The sequence below is a fragment of the Butyrivibrio sp. XB500-5 genome (assembly GCF_003625505.1).
GTDB lineage: Bacteria > Bacillota > Clostridia > Lachnospirales > Lachnospiraceae > Butyrivibrio.
In genome coordinates this window covers 910,409-936,341 of sequence record NZ_RAIS01000001.1, presented here as the reverse complement: position 1 = coordinate 936,341, position 25,933 = coordinate 910,409, and the positions used below count along the sequence as shown (strand labels likewise).

The following is a 25,933-nucleotide window of genomic DNA, read 5'->3' as shown; positions in this document are numbered from 1 at the left end:
ATTAGATTTGGCTTTTGGTTTAGATTTTTAGTGCATATATTACCTTCGGAATTTTGCGAGGGTTCGGATACCCATCGCTCTTTATTGCTGCGAATGCTCCGGGAGAATTAGTGGAGCTCCGGGAGACTTTTGCGAGTAATATCTTTTTATCCTGCAAGTTGGTGAATAATTAGAAAATCCGAGTTTTTTTCGTATAATATAAAATTCTTTTCATACCGAAATCCTGATGATATCATAAATGTAAATAGTTATATTATTATGCATGTCTTGAGAGATTTGTGGTATGAATCCTGATAATAAGAAACTTCCAAGTGACGACGAATTATATAACGGTTATTTAAAAGGTGATGCGAAGGCGGGCGATGAGCTTATGCTTCGCTACGGAGATCTGCTTACATCTTACCTTTTTTCTTTTATCGGTGATTATCACGATGCCGAGGATCTGATGCTTGATTCGTTTGCGGCGATTCTTGTTAAGAAGCCTAAGATCGGAGAGGGCTGCTTTAAGGCATATCTTTTTAAGACCGCCAGACATATGGCTTGTCGCCTCTGGAGAAAAAAGCATAAGCAAAACGAGTTCAGTCTTCCCGACGATATCATCTCGGAAGAGGTTACTCCGGAGAGAAAGACTGTTATCGATGAAAATATCAGTTCACTTCATAAGTGCCTGAATCTTATACCTACTCAGTATCGAGAGGCACTTTGGCTTAAATATGCCATGGACTTAAGCTACGATCAGGCTGCGCAGATAATGGCGTGCAGCAAGAAGAAGATAGACAATCTTCTTGCGAACGGTAAAAAGACACTTAGGAAAGAGCTTGAAAGAGAAGGAATAACACGATATGAGATCTGAGGAAAGAGTAAAGGAACTGCACCGCAAAATGGCTGTGCTTGAAAAAAAGAAAGCGCAAAAAGTAATCGCGATACAGACCGCTGTAGCCTTTGTGGCAAGCTTGTTTCTTGCGATCACGTCGGCTGTTATGATCGCACGTCTTCCCAAAACCACCGCGGCGGGTGTACCGGGGAGCATGGCCGGAAGCATCTTTGCCGAGAACGGAGCACTTGGATACATCATGGTTGCACTTATCTCTCTGTGTCTGGGAATATCGTTTACACTTTTTTGCGTACTTATCAATAAAAGAATGAAAGAAGAGTGAGCTGATGGTTGATGTTATTGATACCGCCATTCAGATAGTTTCATTGCTTATTTGTATGGCAATCTCGATCTACTTCATATTTAAGACCAGGGAAAAATCCTGGGTTCTGTTGCATCTTTTTTATGTGAGCTATCTGCTTGGCAATCTTTATTGGCAGGCAGTTGCATTCTATTACGGGGCAACTCCGAACATTGCTGTTGTTTCTGATCTTAGCTGGTGTGCTTCGTATATCTTTCTTAGTCTTTTCCTTTTTATGGAATGCGAGAAGCATCTGGGAAAAGATTTTGCTTCCAAAGTTCCAAACACCGGAATAAAGCGATTTATTCCGCTTCTTACCATTCCTTTTGTTATCGGGATGGCTCTTTTGTACATGCAATATGGAAAATACGTAAGTAATACTGTTTATGCGATACTTACAGGGATTCTTATGTTTAATTCTATCCGGAATCTCCTTTTCTTTAACGACAGATATATCCGGAACATCAGTATTGTAGTTCTTTTGAACTGCCTGGGAGAATACGGTTCCTGGACATCATCTTTTTTCAGATATGACAGTACATGGTACAATCCGTACTATTGGTTTAACATGTTTCTGGCGGTCATTTTCCTCGTATTTTTGATCGTTAAAAAGAGGGAGGTGGCAAAATGACATACATGGAGAACACTTTCATCTGTCTGGCGGCGCCGCTTTTTCTGGCTATTCTTTGTCTTAAGAGAAGCTGGCGCAGAGCGCTTACATTTCTTCTTGCGGGCATGATCTGTTGTCTTTTGTCGGCATATGTCAGCAGTTTTTTTGCTGCGATTTTTGAGATAGACCTTGCGACCGCTTCTCACGCCGTGGCACCGGCTGTTGAAGAATGTATCAAGTTCTTGCCGATTCTTTTTTATATAATCATATTTGAAGCGGGAAAAGAGGATTCTATAAACGGAATACTCCTGGTATCCGTTGGGTTTGCAACATTTGAAAATGTCTGTTTCCTTACTTCTTACGGAACTTCGGATCTCTTTAGCCTTATGATCAGAGGCTTTGGCACGGGAGCGATGCATGTTTTGTGCGGTACGGCAACAGCGATAGGTCTTTTCTCTCTTTGGGACAGAGCTTGGATAAGAATAACGGGAACCTTTGCCGTTCTGTGTTTTACGATAACTTTCCATGCGATATTCAATATCATGGTCAGTGCGGGAGGTATCAGCCTTGGGATTGCAAGCGCTGTTCCGATGGCACTTATAATCATTGTTTTTGTGCTTTCTCAGAAGAAAATCGGACTAAAATAATAAAAAAATAAATTTTTTTCAAAATCTCCTTAGGAGTTTTGCAATTTTTTGACACTATATAAGTGAAAGGGATAATTGCACGCTTTAAAAGGAGGTTTTTTAATTTTGATGACAGGTGAAGAGAGACTATCAGAACTTCACAGACGCATGAAAGGACTTAGGAAAAAGAGACAGAGCAGAATGATCAATGCCATGGGCATGGTCAGCACTGCGTTATTTGCATGTCTTTTTATCATAATTCAGCATCTGGGAGTCGGACAATTCGGAACAACTACAAATTTATACAGCGGTTCGAGTCTCCTTTATGAAGAAGCGGGAGGATACGTGCTTACCGCGATCGTGGCCTTTGTAGTGGGAACAATAGTCACGGTAATATGCGTTCGAAAGCACAACCGTGATAAAGAAAATGGGGAAGAGTCTTAAGAATATCACCTTTTCTGCCGATATATTTTTTGTAGAGTGGCGCAAGCTGTTTATTTCTGGTATAGTGAATATATCAGTAGTTATTTTTTATCGATATTTCAATTAATATGTGTGGTTTTAATATTCAAACAGTGATATCGGTATGATGAGGAGATATGTGATATGGTGATTGCAAAAAGAGAGCAGGCAGTCATTGATCAGTCAGAGAACAAGATTATTGAATTAATCTATCAGGAAATCTATGATCACAAGGCAAACATCTACAAGTGGTTTAAACGCTGCTTTGATATTGTTGCATCGGGGGTAGCGCTTATATTACTTTCACCGATTTTCGTTCTTACGGCACTGGCAATACTTATGGAAGACGGTGGACCTATATTTTTCACGCAGCTTCGCGCGGGCAAGAATATGAAGCCATTCAAGATTTATAAATTCCGCAGCATGTACAGAAATGCCGAGGCACAGTTCCAGCGCATGCAGGAACGCAACGAGCAGACGGGACATGCATTTAAGATAAAAGACGACCCGAGAGTAACTCACGTGGGACGTTTTATTCGCAAATATTCAATAGACGAGCTTCCGCAGCTTATCAACATCATCAAGGGCGATATGAGTATCGTCGGTCCAAGACCCATTCTTGTGGATCAGATGGAAGCATGCAATGCTTACGAGAAGCAAAGACTTGTTGTAAAGCCCGGACTTACCTGCTATTGGCAGGTTGGCGGAAGAGCCAATATCAAGTGGGATGAGTGGGTTGAGCTTGATCTTAAATACATCAAGGATATGGGCATTGTAACCGATATCAAACTTATTCTTAAGACGATTCCCGTAGTTTTCGAGTCTGAAGGCGCATATTAATCTTGCATTTAATAACATTTGGATAATATAATAGTAGAAATTACCCATAACCCGGCAATTTAATTGCCGGGATTTTTGTACGGAGATTTAGGCTTATGAAAACATTTGAGACGGCAAACAGAGAAGAAGCTATTAAATACAGATTATCACTTAAAGAGTGTCTTATTGGTGAACGGGGGTTTTACGGCAAGGTTGCAATGGTCGCCATTCCTATGATAGTTCAGAATACGCTTTCTAATATCGTGGGACTGCTCGACAACGTTATGGTGGGACAGGTTGGCACAATACCCATGTCAGCTGTCGCGATCGTAAACCAGATACTCTTTATCTTTTATCTGTGCATATGGGGATCGCTTTCGGGAGCGGGAATATTCAGTACGCAGTTTTTCGGCAAAGGAGATATGGATGGAGTAAGATACTCCATCAGATTTAAGCTTCTTACAGCTGCTGCGATATGTACCGTGGCAGTTATTTTTTTATTCAATACATCAAGCTATCTGATATCTTTGTATATAGCAGAAGGTACGGAAGCCGCGGTTAGAACTCAGACGCTGGGCTTTGGCGTATCGTATCTTGATATCATGCTGATCGGACTCATACCGTTTAGCTTTACGCAGGTTTATGCCAGCGCCATGAGAGAGTCGGGAAAGACTACGCTTCCCATGGTGGCGAGCATGGTTGCGATGGGCGTCAACTTTGTATTTAACCTGCTGCTTATTTTCGGACTTTTGGGATTCCCGAAACTGGGTGTTCTCGGAGCAGCCGTTGCGACGGTTATTTCAAGATTTGTCGAGCTTATGATAGTTGTAACGGGAGCTCACAAGCCAAACGGAAGATATGGATTCTTTAGCGGCTTGTACAAGAGTTTTCGAATTCCAAAGGAACTTATATGGCCGATAATGTCGAGGTCACTTCCTCTTTTGGGTAACGAATTTTTGTGGAGTCTTGCACAGGCAGCGCTCCTTGGAGCATATTCACTTCGCGGTATCTCGATAATTGCAGCGATGAACATCAGCGGAACAATTGCTCAGATCTTTAACGAGGTCTTTTTATCAATAGGAAATTCAGCGGGAATTATGGTTGGACAGGAGCTTGGCGCGGGAAGACTTGTATCTGCGAGAAGAACTGCTTTCAGGATGGCGTTCTTAAGTTTTTTAAGTACGCTTGTTATGGGCTCTTTACTTGCAATCGCTGCGCCTTTTATACCGCAGGTTTACAATGTAGAACCTGAGATAATGTATCTTGCGACAAGATGCATATGGGTAGTTGCGCTTTGCATGCCTATTCATGCCTATGCAAACGTATCGTATTTTACGATGAGATCCGGAGGAAAGACAGCGATCACCTTTTTGTTTGACAGCTGTTATGCCTGGACAATAACCGTACCTGCGGCTTTTCTTTTAAGCAAATATACGACAATCCCTGTAGTCACCGTATTTCTTATCGTTTCACTTGTTGAAATAGGAAAATGCGTGGTTGGGTTTATGCTTGTAAAGAGCGGAGTATGGGTAAGGAATATCGTTGGGCAACCGTAGATAAGTGCTTCCGGTGGAGATGTAGTTCCCGATATATTAACCGTAAGGAGAAAAGATGGCGCGACGTCTTTCAACATACTTAAAAGAATTATACGGAGAAAAGATATACAGGCTGTCTCTGCAGTCGGGCTGTACGTGCCCAAACAGAGACGGTTCTATTGTTATGCCCGACGGAAAGAGGCTTACGGGAGGCTGTACATTTTGCTCCGAGGGCGGAAGCGGAGAGTTTGCGGCGCAAGTGGCTCCGATTGAAGAACAGATAGAAGAAGCCAAGAAGCGCATCGCCGGGAAGACGGACGCAAAGAGCTTTATCGCCTATTTCCAGTCATATACCAATACCTACGGTGATATAAACAGGTTAAAAGAGCTGTATACAAAAGCAGCAATGCGCGATGACATCAAGATCTTGTCTATCGGAACAAGGCCTGACTGCGTCGGAGACGAAGTAATAGAGATGCTTAAGGAGCTTAAAAAGATAAAGCCCGTGTGGATAGAACTGGGACTTCAGACCATTCACGAAAAGACTGCACTCGAAATTCACAGAGGCTATACTCTCGATGTGTTTGAGGATGCTTATAAAAGGCTTAAGGATGCAGGGATTGAGGTCATTGTTCATGTCATAATAGGGCTCCCGGGAGAGACCAAGGAAGATATGCTTGAGACAATAAAATATCTTTCTGATCTGCAGCCTGTTCTTGATGGCATTAAGATACAGAATCTTCAGCTTTTAAAAGGGACTGAGATGTACGAAGATTACAAAAAAACCCGATTTGATGACAAAAATAAGTATGCGTTCATGTCAATGGAGGAGTATACTGATTTTGTATCGGCTTGTTTAGCTCTTTTACCAAAAGAGACGGTCGTACATCGTATGACGGGCGACGGACCCAGAAGTTTACTGGTTGAGCCCAAGTGGTCTACGGACAAAAAAAGAGTTCTAAATATGCTTACAAAGAAGTGTGACGGTTTGCTGTTGTGAAAACACGAGTCGGACAGACATAGAGAAATACTCCGGCCCCATTAACGGAAAGTGAGGACAGAGGATGAAAAAGACAGTTTTAGCGGCGACTTTAGTTCTTTTGATGAGCCTTGGTGCATGTGCGTTTGAAGCTCCCGGCAAGGAAGTTAATTACAAATATGAAGTTGATGAGAATTTCAAGATAGATCCGGGAGTTCTTTCTTTTACAGCGCTCAAGGCATCTGCGGAAGATGCATTTGTGCTGGAGACCGAGAATCATACTTTTGTAATGGATACCGGTACAAACAAAAAAGGCAAGAAAGTAGTGGAACTGCTTAAGTCTCACGGTGTTGAGAAGATAGATGCCGTTTTTATCTCACATTACGACAAGGACCATGTCGGCGGTGCTGACAGAGTCATCGACAACTTTGATATCGGTGCGGTTTATACCACATACAGATCAAAGGCGACAGATGAGATGACGGAATATTATGCCGCATTAAAAAGAAAAGGCTTGAATGAGACCGTTGTTACGGAAGAGACTACGTTTGAAGCGGATGGAATGACATTTACAATTTATCCTGCTCTTTCCAAAACCTATGCTGAAGATGTCAGCAACAACTCATCACTTGCGGTAAAGGTCACGAATGGCAATAAATCCATTCTATTTACGGGTGATGCGCTTGAAGAGCGAATAGATGAGCTTGTTAAGACAGACGGGCTTGAGTGCGATATCCTGAAGGTACCGCATCACGGCAGATATAAAGCCAATATCAAGCAGCTTGTCGATCATGTTAAGCCCGAGTATGCGGTGATCACTTCAAGTAAAGGCGATCCGGCCGCTCCGGAAGTAGTTGATGCGCTTGAGCAGGCAGGTGCCAAGATATATTACACAAGAGATGATCCAATCACGTTCACGATAACGGCGGACAACATAGAAGTTTCGCGATAAATAAGGCGTTTTTTACAAAGCATGTCAGTATGTATTTACATAACTGACATGCTTTTTCTTTGGAAGGATTTTACTTCCATTTTTATCTTAAAAATAGTAGAATTATAGCGTTATGGATTTGTTTGAATATATGCGCGAAAACAACATGGAAAAAGAGTCTCCGCTTGCCGCAAGAATGCGCCCCAGAACCCTTGACGAAGTCGTGGGACAGCAGCACATTATTGCCAAAGACAAGCTTCTTTATCGAGCTATTTCTGCAGATAAACTTAGTTCCATAATTCTTTACGGTCCTCCCGGAACGGGAAAGACCACTCTGGCCAAGGTCATCGCCAATACGACCAAGGCGGAATTTACCCAGATAAATGCCACCATAGCCGGCAAGAAAGACATGGAAGAGGTGGTAAAAAAGGCCAAGGATAACCTTGGCATGTATGGCAAGAAGACCATACTGTTCATAGACGAGATACACAGATTCAACAAGGGGCAGCAGGACTACCTTCTTCCGTTTGTTGAGGACGGCACAGTGATACTGATAGGCGCCACAACCGAGAACCCCTACTTTGAGGTGAACGGGGCTCTTATATCAAGATCTGTTATCTTTGAGCTTAAACCGCTTACAGCAGACGACATCAAGACACTGCTTAACAGGGCAGTTACCGATACAGAGCGCGGAATGGGCAGCTACAAGGCTGTACTTGAGCCGGACGCTGAGGATTTCTTGGCGGATCTGGCTGACGGAGATGCAAGACATGCGCTTAACGCCATAGAACTTGGTATTATGACCACCGAGCGAAGCGAGGACGGTCTTATACATATAACCAAAGAAGTTGCGGAAGAATGTATTCAGAAGAAGGTCGCCAGATATGATAAAGACGGCGACAATCACTACGACACGATATCGGCCTTCATCAAGAGTATGAGAGGGTCCGACCCGGATGCGGCTGTTTACTATCTTGCACGTATGCTTAACGCGGGAGAAGATCCCAAGTTTATCGTAAGACGTATGATGGTCTGTGCTTCCGAGGACGTCGGCAATGCCGATCCGCAGGCACTTCAGGTGGCAGTTGCGGCTTCGCTTGCAGTTGAGAGGCTCGGTATGCCCGAAGCCCGCATCACTCTTGCACAGGCGGCCAGCTATATCGCTACGGCACCTAAGAGTAACGCATCCATCATGGCAATAGACAATGCGATGGCGATGGTCAGGGATACCGGTAATCTTCCGATACCTCCGCACCTTCAGGATGCTCATTACAAATCGGCAGCCAAGCTTGGGCACGGAATAGGTTACAAATATGCCCATGATTATCCCGGCAACTATGTCGAGCAGCAATATCTTCCCTACGAGCTTAACGGCAAAGAGTTCTACAGCCCGTCAGGGAACGGATATGAGAACAAGATAAAAGAACATATGAAAAAATTAAAAGGACAAGGAAAAAAGACGGATTCATGAAAAAGAAAAAACGCAGAATGCGTACAGGGAAAAGAGCCCGCCGGAATAGAAGATTGGTAATCCTGACAGGTTTAGCTGCACTGGCTGCGTTTGCTTTTGTTGTAGTTATGATCGCTGCTTTTGTCATCAACTTAAGGAAAAACAAGGATGAACAGGTGGCGGAATCTATATTTGAGGCATCTTTGGAAGAGCACGAGACCAGACAGGTCGAGTATGTTCATTCATCTATAGTAAAAGATATTGTGGAAGCGGGTAAGTCTGTTTCCAAGGCACTTTCCGACAGACCTGCCACGGTTGAGATGACTCCCGAAAATACCGCGGAGTTTGCCAAGATCGCAAGCTGCAGTATCGGTGAAGGCGGTAAGGTCGAAGTTGCCGTTACATCTGAGGGAATTCCCAAGAGTGATGATAAATACTATTATCTTTTTGAACAGGCAACTTATGATGATGAGTTTTCATCAGAGCTTGAGCCTATTTCCAAGATATATAAGGGTGACGATACATCTTTTTCCATAGACCTTAAAAAGGGTGCGCCCGATTCAAGACTCTATTCCAAATTCAGAGTCGGAGTTAAGGTTGACGGACAGTTCGTCAGCATCAGCCATCCCAAATATATAAACAATCCCGGAGCATGTGCGAGCGGTAACTATGGCGGAATGTCGCACAATTCCATAAAGGGACTGCTTCCGTATCCGCTGAGACTTTCGGAGCTTGCGGATCTCGGAGTCAATTATTGTTCGTACAATATACCGCTTTCTCATATTCTTACCACATCGGGCGGAATTGAGTATTCCTATGGCGGTGTTACTTATCATTTTAATGCACAGGTCATGAACAATTACGACGACCTGTTCAAGAAGCTCAACAGCATGGGAATCGATATAGCGGCCATCATCCTTAATGATGCCAGCACATCGGCGTTCCCCGAGATAACACATCCAAGCGCAAGAGGCGGATCTACAGCTCCGTATTTTATGTTTAACGCATCCGATGAGAGAGGCGTTAAGGCTTGTGCGGCGATCGGAAGCTTTTTGGCGAGCAGATACTCGGGCTCGGGACATGGCAATGTCAGCATGTGGATCATCGGAAACGAGGTCAACGCAAGAAAAGAATATAACTACATGCAGCATGTGGATGTAGGTACTTACACAGCTGCTTATACAAGGGCGTACAGAGTCTTTTACAATGCAATAAAGAGTCATAACGCCGGAGCTAAGGTTTACATCCCGATAGATCAGAGATGGACATACAACACCGAAAAAACGGGTGACTACGATGCCAAGGATGTTCTTGATATCTTTTCATCATCCATTTCGGAATACGGAAATATCGATTGGGGACTTGCGGCTCATCCGTACTCTTTCCCCAACGGAAACACCGCATTTTGGAATCCGTCCAAGTATGTCAATCATTCGGAATCAACTCCATGTATTACTATGGAGAACATAGAGGTTCTTACCGGATATATGCAAAAAGAGCATATGCTTGACACACAGGGTAGAGTCAGATCAATCATCCTTAGTGAGGTCGGTTATTCTTCGACATCCGGAGAAGCTGTTCAGGCAGCGGCCTTTGCTTATGCATATACCAAGATGGTGCAAAACGGTCATATTGATGCGCTCATGCTTTCAAGACAGGTGGATGCCGGAGATGAGATCGCAGCACTCGGCCTTGCCCTCGGTCTTGAGAATACCGGCGGCGGACACAAGATGATCTACAATGTATTCAAATACATAGATACCGATAAGCGAAACGAGGTAGTGGCATTCGCTTATGATATAGTAGGAAAAACGTTCTAGAGGAGAAGACATTATGAACAACGCAGAAAAAGCACTTAAGATGCATGAAGAATGGAATGGAAAGCTTGAGATATTATCCAAAGCAAAAGTTAATTCAAAAGAGGATCTTGCAATAGCATACACACCCGGTGTTGCAGAGCCTTGTAAGCTTATCGCAGAGGATAAGAGTCTTGCTTACAAATATACGATAAAATCCAATACCATCGCTGTAGTATCAGACGGAAGTGCGGTTTTGGGACTTGGAAACATCGGACCTTACGCAGCAATGCCCGTTATGGAAGGAAAGGCAGTTCTCTTTAAGGAATTCGGCGGAGTTAACGCTGTTCCGATCTGCCTCGACACACAGGATACAGAGGAGATCATCAAGGCCGTTACTTACCTTGCGCCCGGCTTTGGCGGAATCAATCTTGAGGATATTTCTGCACCGAGATGCTTTGAAATAGAAGAAAGACTTAAAGAAAAACTCGACATTCCCGTATTCCACGACGATCAGCACGGAACAGCCATCGTTGTTCTTGCGGGTATTATCAACGGACTTAAGGTAGTAGGTAAGAAAAAGGAAGACTGTAAGGTTGTTGTAAACGGAGCGGGAAGTGCAGGAATCGCGATCACAAAGCTCCTTCTTCGCTACGGCTTTAAGAACGTTACAATGTGTGATAAGTCAGGTATCCTTCATAAGAAATCTGCAGATCTTAACTGGATGCAGGAGAAGATGATGGATGTTACGAATCCCGATCAGCAGACGGGAAGCCTTGCGGATGCACTTAAGGGAGCTGACGTATTTGTCGGCGTTTCCGCACCCGGTATCGTGACCAAAGAGATGGCTCAGGGAATGAACAAGGATGCTATCATGTTTGCCATGGCCAATCCCGTTCCCGAGATCATGCCGGACCTTGCCAAGGAAGCAGGAATCAGAGTTATCGGAACAGGAAGAAGTGATTTCCCCAACCAAGTAAACAACGTTCTTGTATTCCCCGGAATCTTCCGCGGAGCGCTCGAAGGCGGAGCAAAGCAGATTACCGAAGAGATGAAGCTTGCGGCAGCAGAAGCCCTTGCCGGTCTTGTTGCGGAAGATGAACTCTCTGATGTGAACATTCTCCCCGCAGCGTTCGATCCCAGAGTTGCGGATGTTATTTCAGCAGCAGTTAAGGCACATATTTAATTTGGAGGCATCACTGTGAGTTCACAGTATCTTACTTTATATAAGATGATCGTTCTGTACATGCTAAAGCGCTGCGATGTACCGCTTAGCAAGGCACAGATATACGATTTTATCTTAGAGAACGAATACACTACATTTCTGACACTGCAAGAGGTCTTTTCCGAGCTTGCGGTGTCAAAGCTCATTATAGAAAAGACGGTAGCAAACAGAACCTTCCTTGAGATCACATCGGAAGGAGATGAGACGCTTAAGTTTTTCGGAAACAGGATCAATCCTTCAATCAGGCAGCAGATAGATGAGTATCTTCGTGCCAACAGTATGAAGCTTAGAAACGAAGCTTCCATACTTGCGGATTACAGGAAAACAGGCGACAACGAATACACCGCTCACCTTGTTGCAAGAGAGAACGGACAGGACATAGTTGAGCTTAACTTCCCGGTTCCTACGGAAGAGATTGCTCAGAGTATCTGTAACAACTGGCAGGAAAAGAATCAGGAAATTTATCAGTTCCTTGTTTCACAACTTATGCTGTGAATAAGTCTTACCAAAAATAAGCATAAAATAACAAGTACATACATTCATAATTAAATGCCATGAGACTAGAATAATTCATATAAGAGATTATATGGGAGGTCCATGGCATGAAGTATGGCTATTTTGACAACGATAATAAAGAATATGTGATCGACAGGATTGACCTGCCGACATCCTGGACAAATTATCTCGGCGTCGAGAAATTTGCCACAGTCATAAATCATACGGCCGGCGGCTATTCATTCTACGATAGCCCCGAGTATCACAGAATCAGTAGATTTCACGGAAACAGCATTCCGATGGACAGACCGGGATATTATGTATATCTCAGGGATGCCGATTCTTCCGACTATTTCACAATTTCATGGCAGCCTGTAGCAAAGGCGCTTGATAAAGCTAAATATACCTGCAGACATGGCTTATCATATACCGTTTACGAATGTGAATATGACGGGCTTAAGTGTTCTCAGAAGATGAGCGTTCCGTTATCCGAGAACGTTCTTTTATGGGACGTCAGGGTAAAAAACACTGAGAATAAGGTCAGAAACCTTTCTATATTTTCATATCTTGAATTCTCATTCCATTCAATAGCAATTGATAATCAGAATTTCCAGATGAGCTTGTACTGTGCGGGCGCTTCATATGAAGACGGAATAATAGAAGAAGATCTTCATTATGAGCCTGACGGATTCCAGTACTTTGCTTCAAACTTCGATCCCGACGGATATGACTGCGAAAGAGATGTTTTCCTCGGAATGTATCACACAGAAGATAATCCCGTGGCAGTCGAGACCGGAAAGTGTTCATCTTCCGAGCAAAAGGGCGGAAATCACTGCGGAAGTCTTCAAAAGAACTTTAGCCTTAATCCCGGAGAAGAAGTTAGATTTATCTTCATGCTCGGAGAAGGCGACAGGAGCGAAGGAAAAAGAGTAAAAGAAAAATACAGCGATCTTGCCAATGTAGACAGAGCCTATGAAGAGCTTGCAAAGTATTGGGATAAGAAAATATCCAAGCTTGTTATCGATACTCCCAGCGAAGGCATGAACACAATGATAAATACATGGACTTTGTATCAGTCCGAGATCAACGTTATGTTCTCAAGATTTGCTTCCTTCATAGAGCTTGGCGGAAGAACGGGACTTGGATACAGAGACACCGCTCAGGATGCTATGACGATACCGCATTCCAATCCCGAGAAATGTAAAGAGAGAATAATGCAGCTCTTAAACGGTCTTGTTTCAGAAGGCTACGGACTGCATCTTTTCGATCCCGCATGGTTTGAAGAAGAACCCGAGTCCGATGGATTTAAGTCACCGACGGTTATTCCGGTATCTGCAAGCGACAGAGTTCACTCCAAGGAAGACGCCTGCGCGGATGACGCCCTCTGGCTTGTTCCCGCAATTACAGAGTACATAAAAGAGACGGGAGATCTCGGATTTGCCGACATGGTACTTCCGTACGCGGACGGCCCCGAGGGAACAGTCTATGAACACATGAAAAAGATCCTTGATTTTTCCGAAAGAGAAGTCGGTCAAAACGGCGTGTGTAAAGGTCTCAGAGCAGACTGGAACGATTGCCTTAACCTTGGCGGCGGAGAGAGTGCAATGGTAAGCTTCCTTCATCACTGGGCACTTACTCATTTCATAGAGCTTGCGAATAAACTCGGAAAAAGCGAAGATGCAGAGCATTACGGCAAAGTAGCCGATAAGCTTAAGGTATTAAGTAACGAAGTCCTCTGGGATGAAGAGTGGTTTATAAGAGGTATAACCAAGAACGGTAAGAAGATCGGAACTTCCAAGGACGAAGAAGGAAGAGTTCATCTTGAGTCCAACGCCTGGGCGGTCCTTTCCGGAGCGGCAACGGGAGCCAAGGCTTTAAAGGCAATGGAAGCTGTTGATAAATATCTTTTTACCGAGTGGGGAATCCTGCTCAACACACCTCCGTATACCAAGATAGATCCTTCAATCGGATTTATCACCAAGGTGTTCCCGGGACTTAAAGAAAACTCATCGGTATTTTCTCATCCCAATCCTTGGGCTTGGGCAGCCGAGTGTGTTCTCGGAAACGGAAACACCGCAATGAAATTCTATGATGCGCTCTGTCCTTATTATCAGAACGACAAGATAGAGACAAGAGAGGCCGAGCCTTATTCATATTGCCAGTTCATCATGGGACCTTCACATAAACAGTTCGGAAGAGCGAGACATCCGTTTATGACGGGCTCCGGAGGATGGTCATATTTCTCGGCAACAAGATATATTCTGGGAATCAGACCTTCGTATGACGAGCTTGTGTTAGATCCTTGCATACCCGATATCTGGGCAGGCTTTAAGGTTGAAAGGATCTGGCGCGGAGCAAAATATTCGATAGAGATAACAAATCCCGACCATGTTCAAAAGGGAGTTAAAAAGATCATATTTGACGGCGAAGAAGTGGCTAAGATACCTGCTTGCGAGGCAGGCACCGACCACAGCGTCAAAGTTGTAATGGGTTAATTATGAGGAGGATGATAAAATGATCAAATTCGGTACAGGCGGATGGCGAGCCATCATAGGTGATGAGTTCATAAGAAGTAATATAGAGCTTCTTGCCAAAGCCCTTGCAACCAAGATGAAAGACGAAGGCGTTGCATCAAAAGGAATAGTAATAGGCTATGACAGGAGATTCCTTTCTAAAGAAGCAATGCAGTGGTCAGCACGAGTTTTTGCAAAGGAGGGAATAAAGGCTTATCTCATAAACAAGTCTGTTCCAACACCCGTAGTTATGTTCTATGTTATGAAGCATGAGCTTTCTTACGGAATGATGGTGACCGCGAGCCACAACCCCGCTCTTTATAACGGTATAAAAGTATTTACCGCAGGCGGAAGGGATGCTGATGAGATCCAGACAGCACAGATAGAGGAGTACATCAAGAAAGTCGAGACAGGCGATCCCGTCGAATATATGGAATACGATGAAGCCAAAGAGGCGGGACTTATTAACGAGATCTATCCTCTTAACGAATACATCGACAGCATAATATCAAGAATAGATATGGATGCCATCAAGGAAAAGAGCCTTCGAGTAGTTCTTGATCCTATGTACGGCGTAAGTGAGACGTCTCTTAGAATTACTCTTCAGACTGCAAGATGCGAAGTTGAGACCATTCACGACAGACATGATACTCTTTTTGGAGGTAAGCTTCCCGCTCCTACCGCAGCTACGCTTCATCAGCTTCAGAACGTTGTTGTGGACGGACACTACGATATAGGAATCGCAACCGACGGAGATGCCGACAGGATCGGTGTCATCGACGATAAGGGCAGATTCCTTCACCCCAATGAGATAATGGCTCTTTTGTATTATTATCTCGAAGAGTTCAAAGGCTGGAAGGGTCCTGTTGTAAGAAATGTCTGCACAACGCACGTCCTTGACAGAATGGCTGAAGAATACGGCGAAAAGTGCTACGAGGTTCCCGTTGGATTTAAGCATATATCGGCCAAGATGAATGAGACGGATGCCGTTATCGGCGGAGAGTCATCGGGAGGTCTTACCGTACGCGGACATATCAAGGGAAAAGACGGTGTGTATGCCGCAATGCTTCTTGTTGAAATGATCGCAGTTACCGGTAAGAAGATGTCAGAGATCATAGAGGACCTTGAGGAAAAATATGGAAAGATCGCAATGGAAGAGAATGACTACCACTTCACTCAGGAGAAAAAGGAAGAGATTATGGACAGACTCCTTATCAAAAAAGAACTTCCTGAATTTTCCTTTGATGTGGATAAGGTAAGCTATCTTGACGGCAGCAAGGTTTACTTTAAAAACGGCGGCTGGATAATAGCGAGATTTTCAGGTACAGAGCCGCTTTTAAGGATCTATTCCGAGATGCCGAATACCGAAGATGCCAAGAAGCTTTGCAAATTATATGAGGAGTTTTTGGAACTTAAACATGAACAATAAAAAACTGTTTGATACCTTATACAAAGATTTCCTATCGCCCGAAAATCTGGCAAATATATCATCCGACAAAACCTATGAAGAGATGACACTTATGCTGGATTCCTATGAGGAAAACAAAGAATTATACATCCCCGAAAATATAGTATATGATTATTATAAAGGAGATTTTGAAACCTTCTTAAAAGCAGTAAGAGAGGTTGATGAATCCTGGGCTGACATATACAAACCCACTGACAGGATTTACTGTGGTTTCTGCGGGGGCAGAGTTGTCAGCTTTTGTATGATCGAAGATATGGAAATGTATGAGGAAGACGGTATTACCTACAAGGTTGGAGGTCCCGGCTGTGTCGGAACGATCCCGGAATTCAGGAAAAAGGGAATCGGTCTTAAGATGATCGATAAAGCAACCGTGATACTTAAGGAGCTTGGCTATGATATAAGCTATGTTCACTACACGGGAGTTGCACCCTGGTATTCCAAGCTTGGGTATAAGACCGTACTTAAGTGGAACAAAGAGGGTAAATGGGAAAGCGTGAGGGGTTAAGAAAAAAGAAGAGAGGCTTGTTTAGGGGTAAGCTTGGCTTATCCTCTTTACAGCGCTCTCTTTTTCTTATATTCATGGCATCGTGGATACTTCCGATCGCGGTGCTGTCTGCATTTATCTTTATTCAATATCAGGATGCATATGTAAAAAGAACCGAAAGAGAAATGGCAAATGAAGCCAAGGTCTCAGCGGTACTCATAAAATCTCAGATTGACGATGCAAGCTACAAGCTTCATAAAGAGTCGGTCGGAGGTGAGTGGGAGAGGCGCTCGCGAAATGAGAAATTCCTTGTCTGGGCAAGATCCGAGCTAAACAGGAAATTCTATATGGACGGGCACTATTCCTGTGTTGCACTCTACTATGAAGACGGTGAATCACCGAGTGCATATGTCGGAAAGAACGGCTACGAATATGATAAGTACGTAGAATATATAGAGCCGGTGATCAAGGATAAGATCGAAAAAAAAGAAAAGGGAACCAAGGTGGTCGTTGCCAATAACAGGATATACCTTGTTCAGAATCTTTTTTATTCCGCTTATGACAGGCGCTACGCCACGATAGTTGCCGGTCTCGATAAGCAAAAGCTCTTTGCGGATATTCCGATAGATACTTCCAGCGCCATCTATATTTCTTTTGACGATGAAAAAGAATTTATTACTTATAGGGATTCGGATAAAGAAATTGAAGAAGATAAGAAGGAAGTGCTTGAGTATCTTTCTTCCGGAAAAGATATCTATAGGAGAAACTTCAATATAATACCTTATTTCAGAAGGTACTATGAGGGCTACAGGTGCGCTACCTCCAGTATGTACTATCAAATGCAGTTTTTTTATCTTCAGAATTCAAAAGATCTGTATTATGAGCTTTTCAGGATCAACATCATCGTATTTATCACGATAATAGGAATGATACCTATCATGCTGCTTTCCTATTATTATATGAAAAAGAATACCGAGTATACCCAGAAGATGATGACGAAAGATGCACAGATAGCGGCGCTTCAGGCGCAGATCAATCCTCATTTTCTTAATAATACTTTGGAGATGATGAACTGGCAGGCGAGAATGTCGGGAGATGTGGAAGTCAGTAAGATGATAGAATCGCTGGCAACTGTCCTTGATTCGGGCATCAACAGAGACAACGATACGCTTGTGCGGCTGGCCGATGAGCTTAGATGCGGAGATGCTTTCCTTTATATCATGAGCATGAGATTCGGAGAAAGACTTAAGGTTGAAAAGCTCATAGACAGCACGACGCTTGGAACTTACGTGCCGCAGCTTATATTACAGCCGATACTTGAAAATGCCATCAAACACGGTGTTGAGAGCGTCAACAGAGGTACCGTGTGGCTCAATATTTTTGAAGAAAACGATGAACTTATAATAGATGTAATCAACAGCGGAAAAGATATTTCGGATGAGGAAGTGGACAGGATCAGAAAGATCATAAGCGGAGAGCTCAAGCTTAAAAAGAGCGAACCGGGAACACATACCTCCATCGGTATTTACAACGTGAACAAGAGAATAGAGCTGATCTTTGGGGAAGAGTACGGACTAAGCGTTAACAAGTCCGGCGAGAACAAAATGCAATTCAGAATGGTCATGCCGATAAGAAAAGAGGGATGAGATGAAGAAAGTTGTCATCATAGATGATGAGCCCATAATCGTACAGGGTTTGTCCAAAAGTGTAGATTGGGCCAAATACGGCTGCGAAGTGGTGGGAACCGCGGGAGACGGAGTCGAGGGGAAAAGAGTTATCGAAGAGCTACATCCGGATATTCTTTTCCTTGATATCTGTATGCCGCAGATGGACGGCCTTACCATGATCGCGGGACTTAAGTCGGAATACTCGGATATGCAGATCGCTATCCTTACGGGCTTTAGAGATTTTGAATATGCGCAGAAGGCGATCAATCTCGGAGTGTCCAGATTTTTGTTAAAGCCGTCCAATATGGATGAGATAAATGAAGCCATAGCTCATATGGTCGAAAGATCGGATAAGATAAAAGGAACAAGCAGTGACGTTCCTGAAGGTGAAGCTTCCGAAGAGGCGGTAGCCGATAATTTCATCGTAAGAAATGCTCTCAGCTACATAGAAGAACATTATAACGAGAAGATTCTTTTGTCCGATGTCGCAGACAAGGTCTATGTGAGCCAGTGGCATTTAAGTAAGCTTCTTAATAAGGAGACCGGCAAGAATTTCTCGGAGATACTTAATACCGTTCGTATCAAGAAGGCTTCCGAGCTGTTAAAAGATCCTTCGAAGCGAATAAGCGATGTTGCGGAGGAAGTCGGATTCTTGGATGTGGCCCATTTTTCGAGGGTTTTCAAGAAGGTAAAAGGCATATCCGCAAACGAATACAGAAATCACACAAAATAGTACAAAAATGAACAAAATGGTGCCGTGACTTAGGGATTTGCAGACTCTACAATATTCTTAGAGAAGTAAAAAAGGGGGCTGCAAATGTCTAAGACTAAGAAACGAGCAAGTCTAAAGAAAACTATATTTCTGACAAGCATGGTCTTGCCGGGAGCAATCTGGTTTTTTTTCTTAAGATATCTTCCAATGGCGGGAATTGTTCTCGCGTTCAAGAACTATAAAGTTTATCCCAAAAATCCAACATTCTGGAATAATCTGATGCATTCTGCGTGGTCAGGTTTAAAGAACTTCGAGTTTTTATTCGCCACAACGGATTCCTGGATATATATCAGAAACACTATCTGTTATAACGTTGTATGGATCGCATTGGGGCTGGTGATCGCAGTTGCTTTCGCGATCATGCTGCATGAGCTTACAAATAAGTTTGTTGCAAAGACTTACCAGACACTTATGTTTTTTCCATATTTCTTAAGCTGGGTTGTAGCAAGTTATTTCCTGCTTGCATTCCTTGATCCCACAAAGGGACTTATCGATCATTTCCTTATGACCAAAGGTCTTGAAAAGATAGACTGGTACAATACGCCGAAATATTGGCCGTTTATCCTGACGATATGTAATCTTTGGAAGAATATAGGATATTCATCAATCCTGTATCTGGCAGCCATAACCGGAATCGATACTACGCAGTACGAAGCGGCGGCTATCGACGGAGCTACCAAGTGGCAGCAGATATTCTACGTGACAATTCCTAACTTAAGACCGATGATCTGCATTCTTCTTATCATGAATGTCGGCAAGATCTTCAATTCCGATTTTGGTCTGTTCTACACGGTACCTCTTAATTCGGGATCTCTTTTCTCGGCGACGCAGGTTATCGATACCTATATTTACAGAGTTTTGACGGCAACCAATAATATCGGAATGTCGACGGCAGGAGGTCTTTTGCAAAATGCCGTAGGCTTCGTGTGCATTATGTTTGCCAATAAGGTGGTAAAAAAGATTGATGAGGACAGCGCACTGTTCTAAGGAGGATATATGGCTAACGCTAAGACTAAAAGAAGAAGGATAAATTCCATATCCGTTCCGGCAGAAATAATATGCCATATCGTGCTTATTCTGTTCTGTCTCTTGTGTATCGTGCCGTTTGTATTTGTTGTGATAATTTCTTTTACATCGCAGGAGAGCATAAGAGCGATAGGATATTCGTTTATTCCCAAGACAACGTCGCTGGAAGCATACAACTATGTTATGAAGCTCGGAGATCAGCTTTGGAGATCGTATTTTAACAGCTTCTTTATAACTATCGTCGGAACGATACTTACGATGCTGGTTACGATCCTTTACTCCTACGGGCTTTACAGAAAGGATTTCAAATTCCGAAAGTTCTTTACCTTCTGGGCGTTCTTTACAATGCTCTTCGGAGGCGGCCTTGCACCTACATATGTTGTTTGTAAGACGGTTCTTGGACTTTCAGACAGCTACTGGGCAGTAATAATCCCGATGCTCCTTAATCCGTTCAACATCATTGTTATGAGGACTTTTTTCCAGAGTTCGATTCCGGAGGAACTCATAGATGCAGCGGCGATCGACGGGGCGGGAGAGTATACGACACTGTTTAAGATCATTATTCCCATTTCCAAACCGGGAATAGCAACGGTCGGTTTATTATCGGCACTGGCGTATTGGAACGAGTGGTTCATTCCAATGCTTTATATAAGAGAAGCCAAGTTCTTCCCACTTCAGTATCTGCTTATGCAGATGCAGACCAAGGTGGATTTCCTTGTGAAGAACTCATCCATGATCGGTGCGGAGGCGAGCAATATCGTAAGCGATCTTCCGTCAGATTCACTCAGGATGGCACTGGTTGTTCTTATCGTAGTTCCGATTGCTTGTGCGTATCCTTTTTTCCAGAGATACATTGTTTCGGGACTTACGATCGGTTCGGTAAAAGGATGATGTTAATGATGCACGAGACGTGCTTTTAAAAAAGGAGGGTTATATGAAGAAGAAACTAATGGCAGTATTGTTATCATGTACTATGGTACTGGCTGCAGTCGGATGTGGGGCTTCAGGAGGTGCAACACAAAGTTCGGGCGATGCAGGAGAAGCGGCTCCCTCAGCGGAAGCAGCAGAGCCGGCAGCACCTGAGGAGATTGATGTAGCTTCTCTTGATCCCGTTACTCTTAAGATGTACTTCCACGGAAGTAACGTAACCGATGACAGCAAGGTGCTGGAAGAGGTTAACGCATATCTTAAAGACAAGATCAATGTTACTCTTGAGCCTATCTGGGGCACATGGGGTGATTTCGATCAGAATGCGGTGCTTGCGCTTCAGGGTGGAGACGATATTGATATTTACTTTACATGCTCTTGGAGTGCCGATGAGTACAACAAGTTTGCAAGAGACGGTTACTGGGTAAGACTTGATAATCCCGAGAACAACCTGATCGAGAAGTACGGACAGGATCTTTGGAAGCTCCTTCCCGAAGTTCTTATCAACGGTGCTACTATCAACGGTTCCGACGGATACGGCGTTTATGCTGTTCCCGGATACAAGGATATCGCTACTCAGAACTGCTGGGATGTTAACGTAGATCTTTTGGAGAAATACGGATACACACTCGATGATATCAAGAATACCGACTACTATGGATTTGAAGAGATCTTAAAGACTGTAAAAGAAGGCGAAGGAAACGACTTCTATCCTCTTCTTATCGAGGGTGCGGTTCTTGAGAGAATGGTAGACAACACTATCATCGTTACAGGTGACAGCGCAACAGGTAACTTCATGTCATACTATCTTGATCCTACAGACGTTTCAAAGCCCGGCAAGTACGGCAACAAGCTTGTAAACAAGTTTGAGACAGAGGAGTTCAAGAAGTTCGTAGATCAGACAAGAAAGTATTATCTTGAAGGCTTCATCGATCCTGCAATGGGTAACAAGAATCAGGCCAACGATACAAGAACAAACAAACAGCTTTCAGGTGAGTACCTCATCGGAACACAGTCATATTCACTCGGATATGAGCTTCAGGCTTCACAGGAGAGAGGAATCCACGTAGAGATGGTTCCTTGCACAGACGCTTATGTTGATACAACATCTTCACAGGGCGCTATGATGGCTATCTCAACAGCTTCCAAGAATCCTGACAGAGCTATGATGTTCCTTAATCTCTTAAATACAGATCCTACACTTATGACACTTCTTAACTACGGTGTACAGGATATTCACTATACCAAGAATGATGACGGAACAATCACATTTACAGATAAGAGAGCTGATTATCAGCCTTGGACAAACGGTGTCGGCAACGTAACAATCCTTCCTCCTACAGATGCTCAGGGCACAGATTTCTGGGATGGATTTAAGTCATACTACGGAGCAGCAAAAGAGATCCCAATCCTCGGATATGCTTATGATTCTTCACAGGTAGAGGCACAGATGGGTGCCGTAGCCAACGTTGTTGATGAGTACATGCTCTCACTTTGCACAGGAACGGTTGACCCCGAAGAGAAGCTTCCTGAGTTCCTTAAGAAGCTTAAAGATAACGGAATCGATGGAATAATCGATGACGCAAACAGCCAGCTCGATACATTTATGGCGGCTAAAGGACAGTGATTGATATAGATTCAATATATAAAAGGCCGGCGTAGCATATGCTACGCCGGCCTTTTTTCACATGTGTATTATTTCCACTCATTGAACTTTTCTGAAAGCTCCTCGATAACTTCTACATTTTGAATGCTGGGGAATACGGCAAGCATAGAAGCACTGACGAAATGATCTTCCTTTACCGCGGTAACTTCTGCCAGTTCAGGCATGCTCTTTAAGAAGTTGATCTTCTGCTGAACATCGTTTTCACCTCCGTACTTGTTTATGAGAATAACATCGGGGTTTTTAGATATGACATCTTCCCATGCAACAGATTTGAAATCGGAATCAAGGTCTTTATAGATATTCTCTCCTCCGGCAAGTTCGATGATCTTGTTCTCAAGACTGCTTCCGCCTGCTGTATAAGGAGCATCTTCTTCTGAATCATAAACAAAAACAGTTAATGGCTTATCGCTCTTTTCAGTTGAGTTGATTGCGTCGACGCGATTCTTTAAATCGTTTATGAGTTCTGAAGCTTTATCTTCTACTCCAAAGATTTTACCGAGATTTTCAATGTCAAGATAGGTATCTTCAAGAGTCGGGATATCTGAGTATGTTCCTGTGGAACCATATACATTGATGCCTGAATCGAGGTAATCCTGTGCTTTTCCGGCGTTCTGTTCCATAAAGGAATAAGAAGCTCCGTACACAAAATCAGGGCCCATTGCCAAAACAGCTTCAAGAGACGGAACTCCGTTGGAAAGGCCTCCTATAACAGGCATTTTGGAAACTGAATCTCTGTACTTTGGAAGAACATCATCGATTGAGCTATCCGCTTCAGCAAGACCTATAACCTTATCTTCAAGGCCTAAAGCTGCCAGTATTTCAGCGGTGTCATAAGACAGAACGACTATTTTTTCGGGAGCCTTTTCAAATACGAGCTCATTATCCATATTAGTGATCGTTACAGGCTGATATTCCTCCGGTGAAGAAGTGTCGGTGCCGGCATTAACGGTAGTTTCAGCAGCAGAAGCTTGTGGAATGTCTGATGAAGCTTCTGAGCCGGAATTCTGGGGGCCTGTAGAATTTCCCGATGCACATGCAGCAAGGGAAATGATCATACAGGAAGACAGCATGATTGATAATAAAGTATTCTTTTTCATATGATCCTCCGATAAAAACACAATGGTCATGTTAGCAATTGCTAACTATTTGCATATCTTATCATTCTGCTAATTTTTTTTCAATAGAAAATGAAAAAAACTATTGATAAAAAGGCTAAAACAGTAATTGACAGCTGCATTGTTGTTAGCATATACTAACAACAACATCTTTCGCGAAGATGATCAAACTTACAATTGATTCATTGAAAGGAGAAACATAATGAAGATTAAGGTTTACTCACAGACACAGGCTAAGAAGAGCGCTATCGTTAGCGGACATCACCACAAGGGTGGCACAACAACAACTTCAGCGTTCTAATTGAACTACCTGGTAGATAATAACAGAGGGGGTGCGATAGGCTGCTATCGCTCCCCTTTATTATAGTATTAAAAACAGAAAAGCTTTAGAGCATCCGGCTCACTGTTAAAAATATACAGGTGCTTTAGGGGTGACTGTACAGATATGAAAGACGTAAATAAAAAAGATCTGGTGATGTTAACCGTTCCGTTGGTATCTTTTGTGCTACCTTCGTTTGAGACTGCATCAACTGCCGCATTTTTGAGGCATGCAGGCAAAAAAATATCAGTGGAGCATCTATATATTTCTTTTGCTGAGAAGCTTGGGGGAGAAAAATATCACTTTGCGAGAATGACCGGGATAGGTGAATACATTATCGCATCACTGTTGTATCCGGAACAATATGAGATTATATCAGAATGGTATGAGAACAATAAAGGTGAAAGTTCTTATACATTTGATGAGCTCAGAAATTCTTTTAAGGAAGTGATAGACAGACAGATAGAAGGACTTGAAAAGTATAAAGGAGTTCCTGTTCTCTTTTATCTGTATTCGCAGCAGTTTATTTCCGCATTGTATTATGCACAAAAGATAAAAGAAAAGTACGGAAATGAGATATGGTTTGCCGGCTATCACTGCAATGAAGGCCTTTCCGTTTCGATGAAAAAAACATTTCCGTTTATTGACAAAACAATAGCGGAAAATGTGGAAGAAAATGTTTTGGCGCTTTTGGAGAAAAAAGCGGGGGTTGAGTATCATGATAATTTGGATTTTCTTCCAACACCTGACTACGATGATTATTTTGAACAAATAGAAAAATGCGATAAATCTTTTAAAGAAAAATTCATGAGTGAACCAAGACTTCAAGTAGAAACGTCACGGGGGTGCTGGTGGAGTAAGTGCAGCTTTTGCACACTCAATTGCAAAACACACGTATTCAGAGAGCGTTCTATCAAAAAAGTACTTGAAGATTACAGAACTCTTATAGATAAATACAACACGCTGAATATTTTGATATTGCAGTTTGTAAACAATGAAAACTGGTATGAACTTTTAGAGGACCTTTACAGGGAATATCCCGGACTTAAAGGTGCTTTCGACATGAATTTCAAGGTCACGTCTTTTAAGGAATACAGAGAATTTGAACTTTTGAAAAAGACGGATACATCACTTCTTGTGGGAACCGAGAACTATGATACGGATTACCTGAATATGATGAATAAGGGCCAGTCAACCATTGATAATATAATGTTCCTTAAAAATTCTGAAAGAAGCAGGGTGGCATGTTATCACAACTTTATGTACGGTATGCCCTATGAAACGGAAGAACATTACAGGAGCAACAAAGAAACGGTTGAGCTTATATTACACATGGTTCCGCCTTTTGATGATGAAGAATTCAGATTAACGTTCGGATCTGATATATATTTCCACCCCGGGAAATACGGAGTGAAAGAAATAAAGCTAAGAGAAAACAAGGAAGGGATATGGTTTCCCCAGAGGATAAAAGAGACATACAAGCCTTTTTTCTATGATTTTGTTTCAGAGAATGAAGGTCTTGATGAGAGAAAGGAAAAATGGAAAGAACTTATAGAACATTGGAGGAAGGTATATTATCAGGGCGCAAGTGATGCTCTTCCCAAACAGATTAGCCTGCTCCAGAAGTTTGAAGCAGGAGGCAAGCTAAGAATCCAGGATTTAAGATACGATAACCGGGAATACAGATATTATTATGAAGGAATTGCAAAAGACATGTATCTTTTCTGTGATTCAATCAAGACGAAAGATGATCTGGCTGCGGAATTTAAAGAAACAGAACTGGGAAGAATAGAGGAAGTATTAAAGGATTTTATTGATAAGAAAATAATGTATTCGGAAGATGATAAATATTTGAGCCTTGCAATATAGAAGG

Annotated in this window: 23 protein-coding genes; 22 read left to right on the top strand and 1 reads right to left on the bottom strand. The window is 42.9% G+C overall.

What is annotated here, in order from left to right:
• The first annotated feature begins 283 nt into the window (after window positions 1-283).
• The 21 genes from D6856_RS04275 to D6856_RS04175 all read left to right on the top strand — a co-directional run bounded on the left by D6856_RS04275 (window position 284) and on the right by D6856_RS04175 (window position 22,587).
• Window positions 284-853, top strand: a complete 570-nt coding sequence (locus tag D6856_RS04275; RefSeq protein ID WP_120685865.1) for an RNA polymerase sigma factor — start codon at window positions 284-286, stop codon at window positions 851-853.
• The gene (locus tag D6856_RS04270; RefSeq protein WP_120685864.1) at window positions 843-1,157 is read left to right on the top strand and encodes a hypothetical protein; all 315 of its coding nucleotides are present in this window, start codon (window positions 843-845) and stop codon (window positions 1,155-1,157) included. Before D6856_RS04275 ends, D6856_RS04270 begins: the two co-directional genes overlap by 11 nt.
• A 4-nt stretch (window positions 1,158-1,161) precedes the next feature.
• Window positions 1,162-1,806, top strand: a complete 645-nt coding sequence (locus D6856_RS04265; RefSeq protein ID WP_120685863.1) for a hypothetical protein — start codon at window positions 1,162-1,164, stop codon at window positions 1,804-1,806.
• Window positions 1,803-2,432 carry a PrsW family glutamic-type intramembrane protease gene (locus D6856_RS04260; RefSeq protein ID WP_120685862.1) on the top strand — a complete coding sequence of 210 codons (630 nt, stop codon included), beginning with the start codon at window positions 1,803-1,805 and terminating at the stop codon, window positions 2,430-2,432. The genes D6856_RS04265 and D6856_RS04260 overlap by 4 nt, the downstream gene beginning before the upstream one ends.
• Window positions 2,433-2,537: 105 nt before the next feature.
• Entirely contained in the window at window positions 2,538-2,855 is a 318-nt protein-coding gene (locus D6856_RS04255; RefSeq protein ID WP_147367801.1) for a hypothetical protein, read from the top strand.
• Window positions 2,856-3,017: 162 nt separating this feature from the next.
• Window positions 3,018-3,713 carry a sugar transferase gene (locus D6856_RS04250; protein WP_120685860.1) on the top strand — a complete coding sequence of 232 codons (696 nt, stop codon included), beginning with the start codon at window positions 3,018-3,020 and terminating at the stop codon, window positions 3,711-3,713.
• A gap of 95 nt (window positions 3,714-3,808) precedes the next feature.
• Window positions 3,809-5,248, top strand: coding sequence for an MATE family efflux transporter (locus D6856_RS04245; protein WP_120685859.1), 1,440 nt, complete (start codon window positions 3,809-3,811; stop codon window positions 5,246-5,248).
• Window positions 5,249-5,303: 55 nt separating this feature from the next.
• Window positions 5,304-6,227 (top strand): TIGR01212 family radical SAM protein, encoded by a 924-nt coding sequence (locus D6856_RS04240; protein WP_120685858.1) that lies wholly within the window; start codon window positions 5,304-5,306, stop codon window positions 6,225-6,227.
• 64 nt (window positions 6,228-6,291) lie between these two features.
• Window positions 6,292-7,158: a ComEC/Rec2 family competence protein gene (locus tag D6856_RS04235; RefSeq protein ID WP_120685857.1), complete on the top strand. Its 867-nt coding sequence runs from the start codon at window positions 6,292-6,294 to the stop codon at window positions 7,156-7,158.
• A 112-nt stretch (window positions 7,159-7,270) separates the two neighbouring features.
• Window positions 7,271-8,608, top strand: a complete 1,338-nt coding sequence (locus D6856_RS04230) for a replication-associated recombination protein A (RefSeq protein WP_120685856.1) — start codon at window positions 7,271-7,273, stop codon at window positions 8,606-8,608.
• Window positions 8,605-10,407 (top strand): DUF5722 domain-containing protein, encoded by a 1,803-nt coding sequence (locus D6856_RS04225; protein ID WP_092246791.1) that lies wholly within the window; start codon window positions 8,605-8,607, stop codon window positions 10,405-10,407. The genes D6856_RS04230 and D6856_RS04225 overlap by 4 nt, the downstream gene beginning before the upstream one ends.
• Window positions 10,408-10,420: 13 nt before the next feature.
• Window positions 10,421-11,569 carry an NAD(P)-dependent malic enzyme gene (locus D6856_RS04220; protein ID WP_120655895.1) on the top strand — a complete coding sequence of 383 codons (1,149 nt, stop codon included), beginning with the start codon at window positions 10,421-10,423 and terminating at the stop codon, window positions 11,567-11,569.
• Between the two features lie 15 nt (window positions 11,570-11,584).
• Window positions 11,585-12,103 carry a DUF4364 family protein gene (locus tag D6856_RS04215; RefSeq protein WP_092246785.1) on the top strand — a complete coding sequence of 173 codons (519 nt, stop codon included), beginning with the start codon at window positions 11,585-11,587 and terminating at the stop codon, window positions 12,101-12,103.
• Window positions 12,104-12,210: 107 nt separating this feature from the next.
• Window positions 12,211-14,598 carry a GH36-type glycosyl hydrolase domain-containing protein gene (locus tag D6856_RS04210; RefSeq protein WP_120685855.1) on the top strand — a complete coding sequence of 796 codons (2,388 nt, stop codon included), beginning with the start codon at window positions 12,211-12,213 and terminating at the stop codon, window positions 14,596-14,598.
• Window positions 14,599-14,617: 19 nt separating this feature from the next.
• Window positions 14,618-16,045 carry a phosphoglucomutase/phosphomannomutase family protein gene (locus D6856_RS04205; RefSeq protein WP_120685854.1) on the top strand — a complete coding sequence of 476 codons (1,428 nt, stop codon included), beginning with the start codon at window positions 14,618-14,620 and terminating at the stop codon, window positions 16,043-16,045.
• Window positions 16,035-16,589: a GNAT family N-acetyltransferase gene (locus D6856_RS04200; protein ID WP_158588821.1), complete on the top strand. Its 555-nt coding sequence runs from the start codon at window positions 16,035-16,037 to the stop codon at window positions 16,587-16,589. Before D6856_RS04205 ends, D6856_RS04200 begins: the two co-directional genes overlap by 11 nt.
• Window positions 16,568-18,214 carry a sensor histidine kinase gene (locus D6856_RS04195; protein WP_120685852.1) on the top strand — a complete coding sequence of 549 codons (1,647 nt, stop codon included), beginning with the start codon at window positions 16,568-16,570 and terminating at the stop codon, window positions 18,212-18,214. The genes D6856_RS04200 and D6856_RS04195 overlap by 22 nt, the downstream gene beginning before the upstream one ends.
• A gap of 1 nt (window position 18,215) precedes the next feature.
• Window positions 18,216-18,968, top strand: a complete 753-nt coding sequence (locus D6856_RS04190) for a response regulator transcription factor (RefSeq protein ID WP_120685851.1) — start codon at window positions 18,216-18,218, stop codon at window positions 18,966-18,968.
• 84 nt (window positions 18,969-19,052) lie between these two features.
• Window positions 19,053-19,994, top strand: coding sequence for an ABC transporter permease (locus D6856_RS04185; RefSeq protein ID WP_092246768.1), 942 nt, complete (start codon window positions 19,053-19,055; stop codon window positions 19,992-19,994).
• Window positions 19,995-20,003: 9 nt separating this feature from the next.
• Window positions 20,004-20,924, top strand: a complete 921-nt coding sequence (locus D6856_RS04180; protein WP_120685850.1) for a carbohydrate ABC transporter permease — start codon at window positions 20,004-20,006, stop codon at window positions 20,922-20,924.
• Between the two features lie 43 nt (window positions 20,925-20,967).
• Complete coding sequence (locus D6856_RS04175) at window positions 20,968-22,587, top strand: ABC transporter substrate-binding protein (RefSeq protein WP_120685849.1); 1,620 nt, start codon at window positions 20,968-20,970, stop codon at window positions 22,585-22,587.
• Between the two features lie 68 nt (window positions 22,588-22,655).
• Here D6856_RS04175 and D6856_RS04170 read toward each other — a convergent pair whose 3' ends face one another.
• The gene (locus tag D6856_RS04170; protein ID WP_158588820.1) at window positions 22,656-23,723 is read right to left on the bottom strand and encodes an ABC transporter substrate-binding protein; all 1,068 of its coding nucleotides are present in this window, start codon (window positions 23,721-23,723) and stop codon (window positions 22,656-22,658) included.
• Window positions 23,724-24,186: 463 nt separating this feature from the next.
• On the opposite strand from D6856_RS04170, the gene D6856_RS04165 reads away from it, so the two are divergent.
• Window positions 24,187-25,929: a hypothetical protein gene (locus tag D6856_RS04165; protein WP_120685847.1), complete on the top strand. Its 1,743-nt coding sequence runs from the start codon at window positions 24,187-24,189 to the stop codon at window positions 25,927-25,929.
• Window positions 25,930-25,933 lie beyond the last annotated feature (4 nt).

Bases quoted from the DNA above. Each gene is read 5' to 3' on its own strand.
- D6856_RS04275 (WP_120685865.1), top strand. From the start codon at position 284: ATGAATCCTGATAATAAGAAACTTCCAAGTGACGACGAATTATATAAC.
- D6856_RS04270 (WP_120685864.1), top strand. From the start codon at position 843: ATGAGATCTGAGGAAAGAGTAAAGGAACTGCACCGCAAAATGGCTGTG.
- D6856_RS04265 (WP_120685863.1), top strand. From the start codon at position 1,162: ATGGTTGATGTTATTGATACCGCCATTCAGATAGTTTCATTGCTTATT.
- D6856_RS04260 (WP_120685862.1), top strand. From the start codon at position 1,803: ATGACATACATGGAGAACACTTTCATCTGTCTGGCGGCGCCGCTTTTT.
- D6856_RS04250 (WP_120685860.1), top strand. From the start codon at position 3,018: ATGGTGATTGCAAAAAGAGAGCAGGCAGTCATTGATCAGTCAGAGAAC.
- D6856_RS04245 (WP_120685859.1), top strand. From the start codon at position 3,809: ATGAAAACATTTGAGACGGCAAACAGAGAAGAAGCTATTAAATACAGA.
- D6856_RS04240 (WP_120685858.1), top strand. From the start codon at position 5,304: ATGGCGCGACGTCTTTCAACATACTTAAAAGAATTATACGGAGAAAAG.
- D6856_RS04235 (WP_120685857.1), top strand. From the start codon at position 6,292: ATGAAAAAGACAGTTTTAGCGGCGACTTTAGTTCTTTTGATGAGCCTT.
- D6856_RS04230 (WP_120685856.1), top strand. From the start codon at position 7,271: ATGGATTTGTTTGAATATATGCGCGAAAACAACATGGAAAAAGAGTCT.
- D6856_RS04225 (WP_092246791.1), top strand. From the start codon at position 8,605: ATGAAAAAGAAAAAACGCAGAATGCGTACAGGGAAAAGAGCCCGCCGG.
- D6856_RS04220 (WP_120655895.1), top strand. From the start codon at position 10,421: ATGAACAACGCAGAAAAAGCACTTAAGATGCATGAAGAATGGAATGGA.
- D6856_RS04210 (WP_120685855.1), top strand. From the start codon at position 12,211: ATGAAGTATGGCTATTTTGACAACGATAATAAAGAATATGTGATCGAC.
- D6856_RS04205 (WP_120685854.1), top strand. From the start codon at position 14,618: ATGATCAAATTCGGTACAGGCGGATGGCGAGCCATCATAGGTGATGAG.
- D6856_RS04200 (WP_158588821.1), top strand. From the start codon at position 16,035: ATGAACAATAAAAAACTGTTTGATACCTTATACAAAGATTTCCTATCG.
- D6856_RS04195 (WP_120685852.1), top strand. From the start codon at position 16,568: ATGGGAAAGCGTGAGGGGTTAAGAAAAAAGAAGAGAGGCTTGTTTAGG.
- D6856_RS04190 (WP_120685851.1), top strand. From the start codon at position 18,216: ATGAAGAAAGTTGTCATCATAGATGATGAGCCCATAATCGTACAGGGT.
- D6856_RS04185 (WP_092246768.1), top strand. From the start codon at position 19,053: ATGTCTAAGACTAAGAAACGAGCAAGTCTAAAGAAAACTATATTTCTG.
- D6856_RS04180 (WP_120685850.1), top strand. From the start codon at position 20,004: ATGGCTAACGCTAAGACTAAAAGAAGAAGGATAAATTCCATATCCGTT.
- D6856_RS04175 (WP_120685849.1), top strand. From the start codon at position 20,968: ATGAAGAAGAAACTAATGGCAGTATTGTTATCATGTACTATGGTACTG.
- D6856_RS04170 (WP_158588820.1), bottom strand. From the start codon at position 23,723: ATGAAAAAGAATACTTTATTATCAATCATGCTGTCTTCCTGTATGATC.
- D6856_RS04165 (WP_120685847.1), top strand. From the start codon at position 24,187: ATGAAAGACGTAAATAAAAAAGATCTGGTGATGTTAACCGTTCCGTTG.